General features: G+C 62.5%; 11 protein-coding genes and 1 tRNA gene. 10 read left to right on the top strand and 2 right to left on the bottom strand.

Going from position 1 to position 13,344, the window contains the following annotated elements:
• The first annotated feature begins 286 nt into the window (after positions 1-286).
• Positions 287-363: transfer RNA gene (locus E8Q41_RS14040), tRNA-Asp, on the top strand.
• Between the two features lie 582 nt (positions 364-945).
• Positions 946-1,398 (top strand): type II toxin-antitoxin system RatA family toxin, encoded by a 453-nt coding sequence (locus E8Q41_RS14030; protein WP_137156170.1) that lies wholly within the window; start codon positions 946-948, stop codon positions 1,396-1,398.
• A 14-nt stretch (positions 1,399-1,412) separates the two neighbouring features.
• Here E8Q41_RS14030 and E8Q41_RS14025 read toward each other — a convergent pair whose 3' ends face one another.
• Both E8Q41_RS14025 and E8Q41_RS14020 read right to left on the bottom strand, forming a co-directional pair.
• Positions 1,413-1,910 carry a CinA family protein gene (locus E8Q41_RS14025; protein ID WP_137156169.1) on the bottom strand — a complete coding sequence of 166 codons (498 nt, stop codon included), beginning with the start codon at positions 1,908-1,910 and terminating at the stop codon, positions 1,413-1,415.
• The gene (locus E8Q41_RS14020; protein WP_137156168.1) at positions 1,910-3,115 is read right to left on the bottom strand and encodes a bifunctional 2-C-methyl-D-erythritol 4-phosphate cytidylyltransferase/2-C-methyl-D-erythritol 2,4-cyclodiphosphate synthase; all 1,206 of its coding nucleotides are present in this window, start codon (positions 3,113-3,115) and stop codon (positions 1,910-1,912) included. Before E8Q41_RS14020 ends, E8Q41_RS14025 begins: the two co-directional genes overlap by 1 nt.
• 198 nt (positions 3,116-3,313) lie before the next feature.
• Here E8Q41_RS14020 and dusB point away from each other — a divergent pair, with 198 nt between their 5' ends.
• From dusB to hflX, 8 genes are all read left to right on the top strand, one after another.
• Positions 3,314-4,303: a tRNA dihydrouridine synthase DusB gene (gene dusB, locus E8Q41_RS14015; RefSeq protein ID WP_137156167.1), complete on the top strand. Its 990-nt coding sequence runs from the start codon at positions 3,314-3,316 to the stop codon at positions 4,301-4,303.
• The gene (locus E8Q41_RS14010) at positions 4,303-5,448 is read left to right on the top strand and encodes a nitrogen regulation protein NR(II) (RefSeq protein ID WP_137156166.1); all 1,146 of its coding nucleotides are present in this window, start codon (positions 4,303-4,305) and stop codon (positions 5,446-5,448) included. The genes dusB and E8Q41_RS14010 overlap by 1 nt, the downstream gene beginning before the upstream one ends.
• 1 nt (position 5,449) lies before the next feature.
• Positions 5,450-6,904 (top strand): nitrogen regulation protein NR(I), encoded by a 1,455-nt coding sequence (gene ntrC, locus E8Q41_RS14005; RefSeq protein WP_137156165.1) that lies wholly within the window; start codon positions 5,450-5,452, stop codon positions 6,902-6,904.
• A gap of 116 nt (positions 6,905-7,020) precedes the next feature.
• Positions 7,021-9,267 (top strand): PAS domain-containing sensor histidine kinase, encoded by a 2,247-nt coding sequence (locus E8Q41_RS14000; RefSeq protein WP_137156164.1) that lies wholly within the window; start codon positions 7,021-7,023, stop codon positions 9,265-9,267.
• Positions 9,257-10,621: a sigma-54 dependent transcriptional regulator gene (locus E8Q41_RS13995; RefSeq protein WP_137156163.1), complete on the top strand. Its 1,365-nt coding sequence runs from the start codon at positions 9,257-9,259 to the stop codon at positions 10,619-10,621. The genes E8Q41_RS14000 and E8Q41_RS13995 overlap by 11 nt, the downstream gene beginning before the upstream one ends.
• A 48-nt stretch (positions 10,622-10,669) precedes the next feature.
• Positions 10,670-11,533, top strand: coding sequence for a D-amino-acid transaminase (locus tag E8Q41_RS13990; protein WP_137156162.1), 864 nt, complete (start codon positions 10,670-10,672; stop codon positions 11,531-11,533).
• A gap of 101 nt (positions 11,534-11,634) precedes the next feature.
• Complete coding sequence (gene hfq / locus E8Q41_RS13985; RefSeq protein ID WP_137156161.1) at positions 11,635-11,877, top strand: RNA chaperone Hfq; 243 nt, start codon at positions 11,635-11,637, stop codon at positions 11,875-11,877.
• 150 nt (positions 11,878-12,027) lie between these two features.
• Complete coding sequence (hflX, locus tag E8Q41_RS13980; RefSeq protein WP_137156178.1) at positions 12,028-13,335, top strand: GTPase HflX; 1,308 nt, start codon at positions 12,028-12,030, stop codon at positions 13,333-13,335.
• Positions 13,336-13,344: the final 9 nt, after the last annotated feature.

Below are 13,344 nucleotides of genomic sequence, written 5' to 3'. Positions count from 1 at the left end.
CGGGTGTAGCTCAGTCGGTTAGAGTGCCGGCCTGTCACGCCGGAGGTCGCGGGTTCGAGCCCCGTCACTCGCGCCATTTTCCTTCCAGAAAATGAAAAAGACAAGTTTAGAAGACGCCCTTGTGGCGTCTTTTGTCGTTTTGGAATCAGCGGTTTGGCGGGTTTTTCTCATCCAGTTTGGAAAAATGCCGGATCGGGCAAAAAACTTACAAGCCGCGCTTGACACTTCGCCTTGAGAGCCTTAGACACCGCTTCACGAACGGCGGAGACGCTGAACGGAACAAAGCGCGGGTGTAGCTCAGTCGGTTAGAGTGCCGGCCTGTCACGCCGGAGGTCGCGGGTTCGAGCCCCGTCACTCGCGCCATTTTCCCTTTATGTTTATGTATTTACTTTTTCCAAACGTGGTGTTTGGCGACCGCCTTTGCCTGCGCGCGACGGTCGCTGCTTCTCGGTGCACTACCGACTGCGTCGAGGCGCTTTGCTGTTTCCGGAATAATGTTCGGAGATATAGGTTGCGTAAAAGAAGCCGGGCGATTCCGCTGAAATCAGGTTTTCGAATGTGTGCTTAAAGACGCTGGAAAACACCTTTTCACTGCCATTGTGAAATCTGACGTGGAGAGCCAGGTCGGCTTCGTCATAAGCCGCCTCCGAAATTAACTTTGAGTTGAGCTTAATCCATTCCATGGTTCAACCTTTTGAACAAGAATTAAGGCTTTTTTATATTCTATGTTGCGCTGCGGCATGTCAACAAGCGTTGCGTATGGTTGTCGTTACCCTAATGGGTTGAGGGCCTTTTTTGTGCCGAAACGGAGCGAATGTGAGGCCTTCTTGCAATAGTTAAGCTGGAATTATCCCTGTTTCTGCGCCCTTGTGCATTGCGCACCGGCATTCTAAATCGGAGACACGGCATGTGTATGACGCGCGTGCATTCGAAAATAGTTGACCCATGCCCCAATACGAAACAACCCGCACCGTCAATCACACCGCGCGCAACATGTTCGCGCTGGTGGCCGATGTCGAAACCTATCCGCAATTTCTGCCGCTCTGCGAGGCGCTGACCGTGCGCAGCCGCAAAGAGCGCGACGGCAAGTCGCTGCTCGTGGCGGATATGACGGTGGGCTACAAGGCGATCCGCGAGACCTTCACCACCCAGGTGCTGCTGAAGCCCGAGGAACTGGCGATCGAGGTGAAATATATCGATGGGCCGTTCAAATATCTCGACAATGTCTGGCGCTTCGTCGATCTCGACGGCGGCCGATGCGAGGTGAAGTTCTTCATCGATTATGAATTCAAGAGCCGGATTCTCGGCGCGCTGATGGGGTCGATGTTCGACCGCGCCTTCCGCATGTTTGCGGAAGCCTTCGAGAAGCGCGCGGACCAGATCTATCCGCGCGCCTGAGTCTCTTGCGCCGCTCAGCCGAGCCTGGCGAGTTCGACGATCATTTCCAGCGCCACTTCGACGGAAGCGAGCCGGATTGCTTCGCGGCCGATATCGCCGAAGCGCATTTCCCGGTGGATGAGCTTGCCCTTGTAGTGACGGCCGCCGAAATGGACGAGGCCGACGGGTTTTCCCGTCGAGCCGCCGTCGGGGCCGGCGATGCCGGTGGTGGAGACGGCGATGCCGCCTTCCGAGCGCGACATGGCGCCATGCGCCATTTCCAGCGCCACATCCTTGGACACCGCGCCATATTGGCGGAGCGTGATCGGCATGACGCCGAGCATTTCGCATTTGGCCTTGTCGGAATAGGTGACGAAGCCGCGCTCCATGACCTGTGACGAGCCGGGAATCGCCGTGATCGCGGCGGCCACCAGGCCGCCGGTGCAGGATTCGGCGGTGGACACCATCACATTCTTCTCGGTGCAGAGCTCAACGACTTCGCGGGCCAGCGCCAGAATTTCCTTTTCGAACATTATCGTCTCCCGAATGCCACGGTGGCGGTGGCGATGGCCGCGATGCCTTCGCCACGGCCGATAAACCCGATTTTTTCATTGGTGGTCGCCTTGACCGAGCAGCGCTCCAGCTCGATGCCGAGACAGTCCGACAGGAATTCTCGCATGGCTTGCCTGTGCGGGCCTATCTTGGGCGCTTCCGCGATCAGCGAGATGTCGGCGTTCATGATGGTCCCGCCGTGCTCGCGCACGATGTTCGCCGCATGCTCGAGGAAGATGCGTGAGGCCGCGCCGCGCCATTGCGGATCGGACGGCGGGAAGTGATCGCCGATATCGCCGGCGCCGCAGGTGGCGAGCAGCGCATCGGTCAGGGCATGCAGGGCGACGTCCGCGTCGGAATGGCCTTTCAGCGTGAAATCATGGGCGATCCTGATTCCGCAGAGCGTGACGCCGTCTCCCGGAATCAGTTGATGGACATCGTAGCCGTTGCCGGTGCGAATATCGGGAAGCGAGGTCTGTGCGAGCATTCTGTCCGCCATGTCTATATCCGCCTTGAGCGTGAGTTTCACATTGTTGCGATCGCCTTCCACCAGCCGCACCGGCGCGCCGGCCCATTCGGCGATCGCCGCGTCGTCGGTCAGCGTCGTCACGCCGGCCTGGGAGGCGCGGCGATGGGCGTCGAGAATGAAGGCGTAGTCGAAGCTCTGCGGCGTCTGCGCCGCATAGAGCCCGTCGCGGGAGACGGTGTCGGCCACGAAACCGTCGGGCGCGCCGCGCTTCAACGTGTCGGCCACGGGCGTCGCCGGCAGCACGGCGCGGCCGCCGGCGCGAAGCGCAGCGGCGATGCGATCGAGAAGGCCGTGAGTGACGAAGGGACGAACACCGTCCTGAATCATCACATGGGTGACGCCGAGGCTGGCCATCGCTTCGAGACCCGCGAACACCGAGGTCTGACGGGTCGCCGCGCCGAACGTCCGATAGAGCCGGGCCGGATCGGAGGTGGTTCTCGCCACCGCGTCGTAGAGATCGACGTCGTCGGGATGAATGACCACCATGACCGGGCCGCAGTCGGGCCAGGACAGGAAGGCGTCGATCGTATGGGCGAGGACAGGGCGGCCGCCGATCTGGCGATACTGCTTCGGGCCTTCGGCCAAACCGCCCGCCCGTTCGCCGCGGCCTGCGGCCACGATCAGCACGCCTAAAGTCATGGATTGCGTCTGCCTCATATTGTTTCAGCTGATGTCATTGGATAGTAGCATTGCGCGGTGTATAGGCGCTCGCGCGTCCGCCATATAGATGCCAGATGCAAGCAACGCATAATTTTTGGGCGCGAGTCGATTTCTCTTGGCAAGTTGCCGCAATGTGGCTAAAAATCAAGCAAACAAAGGCCATGCCCGAAAGATAATCATTTGACGACAGACGTGATGTCCACGCCTCTTCAGATCGGCCCGCTCGCCTTTCGAAACCGGATCGCGCTCGCTCCGATGTCTGGAGTGACAGATCTGCCGTTCCGCCAGCTTGCGCATGAATTCGGCGCGGGCTTCGTGGTGACGGAAATGGTGGCGAGCCGGGAATTGGTGCACAACGCCGCCGAGTCGTGGTCGCGGCTGAGAAATTCCGGCATATCTCCGCATATCGTACAACTGGCGGGCCGCGATCCGCATTTCATGGCGGAAGGCGCGCGGATCGCCGAGGCGCATGGCGCCGATATGATCGACATCAACATGGGCTGCCCGGCCAAGAAGGTGATCGGCGGTCTCTCGGGCTCGGCGCTGATGCGCGAGCCCGAACTGGCGCTTGCCATCATCAAATCCGTGGTCGATGCGGTCAAGGTTCCGGTCAGCGTCAAGATGCGGCTCGGCTGGGACGACCAGTCGCTGAACGCGCCGGAGCTTGCGCGGGCCGCCGAAGCGCTTGGGGTCAGCATGATCACCGTGCATGGCCGGACCCGCATGCAATTTTACGAAGGCCGCGCCGACTGGGGCAAGATCGCCCGGGTGCGGGAGGCCATCTCCATACCGCTGGTCGCCAATGGCGATGTGCGGTCGCGCGCCGACATTGCGGGAATTCTCGCCGCCTCCGGCGCCGATGCGGTGATGCTCGGCCGCGGCGCGCAGGGACGGCCCTGGCTGCCCGGCGTGCTGGCCGGCGTTCGCGCCGAGCCCGCGCTGGCCGAGATCAAGACGATTTTCGCCCGGCACTACGCGATGATGCTCGATTTCTATGGTCGCGAGCCCGGACTTCGCCATGCCCGCAAACATCTCGGCTGGTATCTCGACCATGCCGCCCCCGATGCGCCCACCGCGCTTCGCCAGCAGATCCTGACATCCCGGTCGCCCGAAGAGGCAGCCATGCTGATGGATGCCGCCTTCGACGGCGATTGGCCGGCGCACTCCGCCAGCGAGGCCGCGTGATGACGGGAGACAACAAGAAGAAAGGCGCTGCAGCCGTGAATGAAATCGCCATGGCGGTGCTCAACGCCATCCAGAACGCCGTGATCCTGGTGGATGAGGATGGCTATATCCGTTTCGCCAATTGGGAGGCCGAGGCATTCTTCGGCGCCAGCGCTTCCTATCTCGCCCGCCACACCATCTATGCCTATATTCCGTTCGGCAGCCCGCTTCTGGCGTTGATCGAGCAGGTGCGGGACCGGCGCGCGCCGGTCAACGAATATCGCGTCGATCTGAGCTCGCCGCGGCTCGGCTCCGACAAGCTCGTCGACATCTATGTCGCGCCTGTGCTGACAGAGGCAGGGTCCGTGGTGATCGTGTTCCAGGAACGCACCATGGCCGACAAGATCGACCGGCAGTTGACGCATCGCGCCGCAGCCCGCTCCGTGACGGGACTGGCCTCGATGCTGGCGCATGAGATCAAGAACCCGCTGTCGGGCATTCGCGGCGCGGCGCAGCTTCTCGAGACCTCGGTGACCGACGAAGACCGGGCGCTGACGCAGCTGATCTGCGAGGAAACCGACCGTATCGTCTCGCTGGTCGACCGGATGGAAGTGTTTTCCGACGAGCGGCCCGTGGATCGCGCGCCGGTCAACATCCACTCCATTCTCGATCACGTCAAAGCGGTGGCGAAAGCCGGCTTCGCCCGCAACGTCAAGATCAGCGAGAATTACGATCCCTCGCTGCCGCCGGTGCACGCCAATCGCGACCAGCTGATCCAGGTGTTCCTGAACCTGATCAAGAACGCCACCGAAGCGGTCGCCGACCGGCCCGACGCCGAGATCACGCTGACCACCGCCTATCGCCCGGGCATCCGCATGTCGGTGGCGGGAACGCGCGAAAAGATCTCGCTGCCGCTCGAATTCTGCGTCGTCGACAATGGTCCCGGCGTTCCGGAAGACCTCGTGCCGCATCTCTTCGATCCGTTCATCACCACCAAGACCAACGGCTCGGGCCTGGGGCTCGCGCTGGTCGCCAAGATCATCGGTGGCCATGGCGGCATCGTCGAATGCGACCGCCAGAACAACAAGACGATTTTCAGGGTGCTCCTGCCGGCGTCGCGCGGAAATGCGGGCGAGCCGGCTAACGCCAAGACGCAGGGAAACTGACATGAGCAATGCCACGATTCTTGTCGCCGACGACGACGCCGCGATCAGGACTGTGCTCAACCAGGCGCTCAGCCGCGCCGGCTACGATGTGCGCATCACCTCCAATGCCGCGACCCTGTGGCGTTGGATTTCGGCGGGCGACGGCGATCTGGTCATCACCGACGTGGTGATGCCGGATGAAAACGCTTTCGACCTATTGCCGCGCATCAAGCGCATCCGTCCGGACCTGCCGGTGCTGGTGATGAGCGCGCAGAACACCTTCATGACGGCAATCAAGGCGTCGGAAAAAGGCGCTTACGATTATCTGCCGAAGCCCTTCGACCTGACGGAACTCATCGCCATCGTCGGCCGCGCGCTCGCCGAGCCCAAGCGCAAGCCGCAGCGCATCGACGACGACAGCCAGGACGGCATGCCGCTGGTCGGCCGCTCGCCGGCGATGCAGGAAATCTATCGCGTGCTGGCGCGCCTGATGCAGACCGACCTGACGCTGATGATCACCGGCGAATCGGGCACCGGCAAGGAACTGGTGGCGCGGGCGCTGCATGATTACGGCAAGCGCCGCAACGGTCCCTTCGTGGCCATCAACATGGCGGCGATTCCGCGCGATCTGATCGAATCGGAACTGTTCGGCCATGAGAAGGGCGCCTTCACCGGCGCGCAGGCGCGTTCGACCGGCCGCTTCGAGCAGGCCGAGGGCGGCACGCTGTTCCTCGACGAAATCGGCGACATGCCGATGGACGCCCAGACGCGCCTGTTGCGCGTGCTGCAGCAGGGCGAATACACCACCGTCGGCGGCCGCACGCCGATCCGCACCGATGTGCGAATCGTTGCGGCGACCAACAAGGATCTCAAGCAGGCGATCAACCAAGGCCTGTTCCGCGAAGACCTCTATTATCGCCTGAACGTCGTGCCGCTGCGGCTGCCGCCCCTGCGCGAGCGTTCCGAAGACATTCCCGATCTCGTGCGCCACTTCGTGCAGCTGACCGAGAAAGAAGGCATGGCGCCGAAGCGTTTCGACAATGAGGCGCTCGACGTGATGAAGGCCTATCCCTGGCCGGGCAATGTGCGCGAACTCGAGAATTTCGTCCGCCGCCTGACCGCGCTCTATCCGCAGGATGTGATCACGCGGGAGATCGCCGACAGCGAACTCAAGCCGGATGTATCCTCGGGGCCGGCGGAAAAGCCGGGTTCGGCTTCTGGCGTCGTGTCCATCGCGCAAGCGGTGGAGGAGAATATGCGCTCCTATTTCGCCGAATTCGGCGACCAGCTGCCGCCGCCGGGGCTTTATGACCGCGTGCTGGCCGAGATGGAATATCCGCTGATTCTCGCGGCGCTCACCGCGACGCGCGGCAACCAGATCAAGGCGGCCGACCTGCTCGGGCTGAACCGCAATACGCTGCGCAAGAAGATCCGGGAACTGGGCGTCACCGTCTATCGCAGCGCCCGCTCGGCGTGATCCGCATCATTTTTCCGTTGCATTTCCGCCACAATGCGTTGCTTTAACGCAACGTAACAAGAGCGTCGGAAGACGATTCGAGCGGGCGCTCCCGCTCGAGGCGAACGGGGGACTGGATGGCGGTCAGTCAGGATCAAACCAAGGCCGTGGGCATCGATCCGCGCCGCATTTCCACGACCACGGGCGTGGCGGTGGCCGGCGGATCGCTGCTGGCGGCGCTGATCACGCTCGCCATCCTGCTCGGCGTCACGCCTATCCAGCCCGAACCGAATGTGGTGATCGCCTCGGTGGTGGTCAATGTCCTCTTCGTGCTCGCGCTGATGACGCTGGTGGGCTACGAGCTTTACCGGCTGTTCAAGGCCCGCGCGCGCGGTCGCGCCGCCGCAAGACTGCATATCCGCATCGTCTCGTTGTTCTCGGGCGTCGCTATCGCGCCAGCCATTCTCGTCGCGGTCATCGCCTCGCTGACCCTGAATGTCGGGCTCGACAGATGGTTTTCGGTGCGCACCAAGGAAATCGTCTATTCGGCGATGAATGTGGCGCAGGCCTATCTCAACGACAACGCCAGCTATCTGCTCGGCCAGACCGTGTCGATGGGCAACGACCTCGAGCGCAACCGGCAGCTTTTCGCGCTGGATCGTTCCGGCTTCGAGCAGCTGCTGACGCGCCAGACCAAGGGCAGGGGCCTGCTCGCCTCGTTCCTGATGAACCGCGACGGGTCGGTGATCGCCAAATCCGAGGTTGACAGCGACAAGCCGCTGCCGGCGATGCCGGCGGAGGCGATGAAGTCTGCCGTGTCGGGCAAGCCGGTGCTCATCCCGCCGGGCAAGACCAACCTCGTCGGCGCCATCATCAATCTCGACCAGCTCGACGCCTATCTCTACACGATCCGCGCCGTCGACCCCCGCGTTCTCTCCGCCGCCAACCTGATGGAGGCGAACGCCACCGAATACCGCGTCATGGACGAGGGCAAGGTCACGACGCAGATCGCCTATGGCGTGATCTTCCTCGGTTTCGCGCTGGTGGTGCTGCTCGCGGCCATCTGGGCGGCGATCGCTGTGGCCGACCGGATCGTCCGGCCGATCCGCCTGTTGATCAACGCCGCCGACAATGTGGCGGGCGGCAATCTCAATGTGATCGTGCCGGTGAGGGCGATCGACGGCGACGTCGGCAGCCTGTCGCGCACCTTCAACAAGATGATCTCGGAACTGCGCAGCCAGCGCGACGAGCTGATCGTCGCCCGCGACGAAGTCGACGACCGCCGACGCTTCATCGAGGCGGTGCTGTCGGGCGTGACGGCGGCGGTGATCGGGGTCGAGGAAGACCGCACCATCACCATCGCCAATCCGTCCGCCGGCCTGTTGCTGGGGCAGGATCAGGACACGCTGCCCGGCCGGCAGTTGAGCGAAGTGGCGCCGGAGATCGACGGCCTGCTGTCCGAGGCCGCGAGCCGGTCGCGCAAGGATTTCCGCGGCGAAATCGCCATGATCCAGGGCGGCAAGGAGCGGAACCTCAATGTGCAGATCACCCGCGAGGAATCGCATGCCGGCAAGGAATCCTATGTCATCACCATGGACGACATCACCGATCTGATGATCGCGCAGCGCTCGACCGCCTGGTCCGACGTCGCCCGCCGCATCGCCCATGAAATTAAGAATCCGCTGACGCCGATCCAGCTGTCGGCCGAACGGCTGAAGCGCCGCTATGGACGCCATATCGCCGAGGACGACCGTGCGGTATTCGATCAATGCACCGACACGATCGTGCGGCAGGTGGAGGATATCGGCCGGATGGTCGACGAATTCTCGTCTTTCGCGCGCATGCCCAAGCCTTCCAAGGAAATCAGCGACCTGAGGACGATCCTCAAGGACGCCGTGTTCCTGCGCGAGATGGGCAACAATCACATCCGCTTCCTCCGCGACTGGGGCGAGGAGCCGCTGACCGGCGCCTTCGATTCGCGCATGCTCGGCCAGGCGTTCTCGAACCTCATCAAGAATGCGGTCGAGGCGATCGAGGCCATCCCCTCGGACCAGACGCGCGAGGACTACAAGATCATGGTGCGGGCCAAGCCCGATCCGCGCGGCGACCGGCTGGTTGTGGAAATCATCGACAACGGCAAGGGGCTGCCACAGGAAAACCGCCATCGGATCCTCGAACCTTACATGACGATGCGGGAGAAGGGCACAGGGCTCGGCCTGCCCATCGTCAAGAAGATCATCGAGGAGCATGGCGGGCATCTCGAGATTCACGACGCGCCGCCGGATTTCGATCACGGTTTCGGCGCGATGTTCAGAGTGATATTGCCGTTGGCTGATCAGGCGACGGAAAGGTTGGACGAGAAGGTGAGTGCACATGGCGTCTGATATTTTGGTGGTCGACGACGAACAGGACATCCGCGAGATCGTCTCCGGCATCCTGTCTGACGAAGGACATGAAACGCGCACGGCCCATGACGCCGACAGCGCTCTCGCCGCGATTTCCGACCGTGTGCCGCGACTGGTCTTCCTCGACGTCTGGATGCAGGGCAGCCGGCTCGACGGGCTGGCGCTGCTCGATGAAATCAAGACCCGCTACCCAGAGATCCCGGTGGTGATGATCTCGGGCCACGGCAATATCGAAATGGCCGTCAACGCCATCCGGCGCGGAGCCTATGACTTCATCGAAAAGCCGTTCAAGGCCGACCGGCTGATCCTGATCGCGGAACGCGCTCTTGAAACCTCAAAGCTCAAGCGCGAGGTGCGCGATCTCAAGAAGCGGTCGGGCGATACGGCCGAACTGATCGGCACCTCGGTGGCGGTGTCGCAACTTCGCCAGAACATCGAGAAGATCGCCCCCACCAACAGCCGCATCATGATCATAGGTCCCTCTGGCTCGGGCAAGGAGCTGGTGGCGCGCATCATCCACCGCAAATCCTCGCGCGCCGAAGGCCCGTTCGTGGCGCTGAACGCGGCGGCGATCACGCCCGAGAAGATGGAGATTGCGCTGTTCGGCACCGAGGGCACGCCCGGCCAGCCGCGCAAGACCGGCGCGCTGGAAGAGGCCCATCGCGGCGTTCTCTATCTCGACGAGATCGGCGAAATGCCGCGCGAGACGCAGAACAAGATCCTGCGCGTTCTCGTGGACCAGCAGTTCGAACGCGTCGGCGGCTCCAAGCGCGTGAAGGTCGACGTCCGCATCATTTCCTCGACCGCCTACGATCTCGAACAGATGATCGGCCAAGGCCGCTTCCGCGAGGATCTCTATCACCGCCTGTCGGTGGTGCCGGTGAAGGTGCCGCCGCTCTCGGATCGCCGCGAGGACATTCCGTTCCTCGTCGATCTCTTCATGCGGCAGATCTGCGAGCATGCCGGCATCCGGCCGCGCAAGATCGGCGACGATGCGCTCGCCATCCTGCAGGCGCATGACTGGCCGGGGAACCTGCGCCAGCTGCGCAACAATATCGAGCGGCTGCTAATTCTCGCCCGCAGCGACGGGCCCGATACGCCGATCACCGCCGACATGCTGCCGGCCGACGTGCTCGACGCGATGCCGAAGGTCTCGTCGACGGGCGACCAGCACATCATGACGCTGCCGCTGCGCGAGGCGCGCGAAATGTTCGAGCGCGACTATCTCATCGCGCAGATCAACCGCTTCGGCGGCAATATTTCGCGGACTGCCGAATTCGTGGGGATGGAGCGTTCCGCCCTGCATCGCAAATTGAAGACGCTCGGCGTCTGACGTCGACCACAGGACGAGCCCAACAGGACCAGCCCAACAGGACCAGCTATGTCGAGAATTGCCTATGTGAACGGCGCCTATGTTCCGCATTCGGACGCGATGGTGCATGTGGAAGACCGCGGCTACCAGTTCGCCGACGGCGTCTATGAAGTCTGCGAGATCCGCCATGGCGTGATCGTCGATCTCACCCGCCATCTCGATCGTCTCGGACGTTCCCTCGGCGAATTGCGCATCGACTGGCCGATGAGTAGGGCGGCGTTGGCCCAGGTGATCAGGCGCGTGGCGCGGATGAATCACGTCAAGAACGGCATGTTCTATCTGCAGGTGACGCGCGGCGTCGCCAAGCGCGATCACGTCTTTCCGAAGGCCGGCACGCGGCCTTCGATCGTGGTGACCGCGAAAAGCACCGATCCCAAGATCATCGCCGCCAAGAACGCCAAGGGCCTGAAGGCGATCACCGTTCCCGACAATCGCTGGGAGCGCGTCGACATCAAGACGGTGGGCCTGTTGCCGAACGCCATGGCGCGGCAGGCGGCCAAGGAGCAGGGCGCGCAGGAAGCGATCTATGTCGACCGCGACGGCAATGTCACCGAAGGCGCGGCCACCAATGTCTGGATGGTCGACGCCGATGGCGCGCTGGTCACCCGGCCGGCGGAACACGGCATTCTGCGCGGCATCACCCGCACGACTTTGCAGGATGTCGCAGCGCGGCTGGGCGTCGAAATTCGTGAACGCAAATTCAGCGTCGAGGAGATGAAGGCGTCCCGCGAAGTGTTCATCACGGCGGCCACCAGCATCTGCTTTCCGATCGTCGAAATCGACGGACACGCTGTCGGCAACGGTCATCCCGGCTCGATGTCGCAAAAAATTCGTGAAGCTTTTTTCGACATTGCGGAAAAGACATCGATTTGATAGCTGTCTATGCAAGGTTGGGGCTTTGGGAGTCCCGCCGGGAGGCATGAACAATAATTCCGGCGAATTCGCCGGCAAAAACCGAAGAAACGGCGGGCGCAATGGCTGAACGTTCTCAAAATCTGCAGGATTTGTTTCTCAATACGGTCCGCAAGCAGAAGATTTCCCTGACAATTTTTCTTATCAACGGCGTCAAGCTCACGGGCGTGGTGACGTCATTCGACAATTTCTGTGTGTTGCTGCGTCGTGACGGTCATTCCCAGCTCGTCTACAAGCATGCGATCTCCACGATCATGCCGGGCTCGCCCGTGCAGATGTTCGAAGGCGAAGAACACGCCGGCTGAAAAAGGCCGATTTATCCGCGACAAGGAGCCGGGTTGGAACCTGCGCTCCTTCTTGTCGTTTCAGATTGAATTTCCGGAGAGACCGACATCAACGAGCGCGAAGTGAATCACGAATCCCTGGGGCCGGAGCTCGAAAAGCGCCGCGACCAGATGCGTTGCGTCGTGGTGGTCCCGGTTCTGAAATCCCCAGAGCGCGACGGCGGGATCGTCCGCACGGGCGAGGGGCGTTTGGAAGAGGCGGTCGGCCTCGCGCGCGCCATCGACCTGACGATCGCCGGCTCAGCCGTGGTCACGGTCTCGCAGCCGCGGCCCGCGACGCTGATCGGCACCGGCAAGATCGAGGAAATCGGCGCGCTGCTCGATGAAGGCAATGCCGGCCTGGTGATCGTCGATCATCCGCTGACCCCCGTGCAGCAGCGCAATCTCGAAAAGGAATGGAACGCCAAGGTCATCGACCGCACCGGGCTCATTCTGGAAATTTTCGGCCGCCGCGCCTCCACCAAGGAAGGCTCGCTGCAGGTCGAACTCGCCCATCTCAACTATCAGAAGGGCCGGCTGGTGCGCAGCTGGACCCACCTTGAACGCCAGCGCGGCGGCGCGGGCTTTCTCGGCGGTCCCGGCGAAACCCAGATCGAAGCCGACCGGCGCATCCTGCAGGACAAGATCGTCAAGCTGGAGCGCGAGCTGGAGCAGGTGCGCAGGACGCGCCAGCTGCACCGCGCCAAGCGCAAGAAAGTGCCGCATCCGATCGTGGCGCTCGCCGGCTACACCAATGCCGGAAAATCCACCCTGTTTAACCGGCTGACGGGCGCGGGCGTGCTGGCCGAGGATATGCTGTTCGCCACGCTCGATCCGACGCTGCGCCGCATTCGATTGCCGCAGGGCCGGATGATCATCATGTCCGACACCGTCGGTTTCATTTCGGACCTGCCGACCCATCTCGTCGCCGCCTTCCGCGCCACGCTCGAGGAAGTGCTGGAAGCCGATCTCATCCTGCATGTGCGCGACATGTCGGACCCGGACAACGGCGCGCAGGCGAGCGATGTGCTGCGGATTCTGACCGATCTCGGCATTGAGGAGAGCGAGCAGGACAAGCGCATCATCGAAGTCTGGAACAAGATCGACCGGCTCGATCCGGAAACCCATGACGCGATGAAGGCCAAGTCGAACGCGACGGAAAATGTTCACGCCGTATCCGCCATCACGGGCGAGGGCGTCGACGCCCTGCTCGCAACCATCTCGCAGCGCCTCTCGGGCGTTCTGACCGAGGCCACGGTGGTTTTGCCGATCGACAAGCTGTCGCTGTTGCCCTGGCTTTACCAGAACGCCATCGTCGATGGCCGTGAAGACAATGAGGACGGCACCGTCAGCCTCGACATCAGGCTGTCGGAAAGCCAAGCGGCGGAACTCGACCGTCATCTTGGGCTTTTCCAGCATCAGCCGGATGACGAATTCTGATTTTTTTGT

Origin of the sequence: Rhizobium sp. FKL33 (assembly GCF_005222915.1) — a bacterium.
Taxonomy (GTDB): domain Bacteria; phylum Pseudomonadota; class Alphaproteobacteria; order Rhizobiales; family Rhizobiaceae; genus Rhizobium_E.
The sequence above is the reverse complement of the archived record's forward strand: the minus strand, read 5'-3'. Positions and strand labels throughout refer to the sequence as shown.

Bases quoted from the DNA above. Each gene is read 5' to 3' on its own strand.
- E8Q41_RS13995 (WP_137156163.1), top strand. From the start codon at position 9,257: ATGGCGTCTGATATTTTGGTGGTCGACGACGAACAGGACATCCGCGAG.
- E8Q41_RS14025 (WP_137156169.1), bottom strand. From the start codon at position 1,910: ATGTTCGAAAAGGAAATTCTGGCGCTGGCCCGCGAAGTCGTTGAGCTC.
- E8Q41_RS14030 (WP_137156170.1), top strand. From the start codon at position 946: ATGCCCCAATACGAAACAACCCGCACCGTCAATCACACCGCGCGCAAC.
- hflX (WP_137156178.1), top strand. From the start codon at position 12,028: ATGCGTTGCGTCGTGGTGGTCCCGGTTCTGAAATCCCCAGAGCGCGAC.
- E8Q41_RS14010 (WP_137156166.1), top strand. From the start codon at position 4,303: ATGACGGGAGACAACAAGAAGAAAGGCGCTGCAGCCGTGAATGAAATC.
- E8Q41_RS14020 (WP_137156168.1), bottom strand. From the start codon at position 3,115: ATGAGGCAGACGCAATCCATGACTTTAGGCGTGCTGATCGTGGCCGCA.
- E8Q41_RS13990 (WP_137156162.1), top strand. From the start codon at position 10,670: ATGTCGAGAATTGCCTATGTGAACGGCGCCTATGTTCCGCATTCGGAC.
- hfq (WP_137156161.1), top strand. From the start codon at position 11,635: ATGGCTGAACGTTCTCAAAATCTGCAGGATTTGTTTCTCAATACGGTC.
- dusB (WP_137156167.1), top strand. From the start codon at position 3,314: ATGTCCACGCCTCTTCAGATCGGCCCGCTCGCCTTTCGAAACCGGATC.
- ntrC (WP_137156165.1), top strand. From the start codon at position 5,450: ATGAGCAATGCCACGATTCTTGTCGCCGACGACGACGCCGCGATCAGG.
- E8Q41_RS14000 (WP_137156164.1), top strand. From the start codon at position 7,021: ATGGCGGTCAGTCAGGATCAAACCAAGGCCGTGGGCATCGATCCGCGC.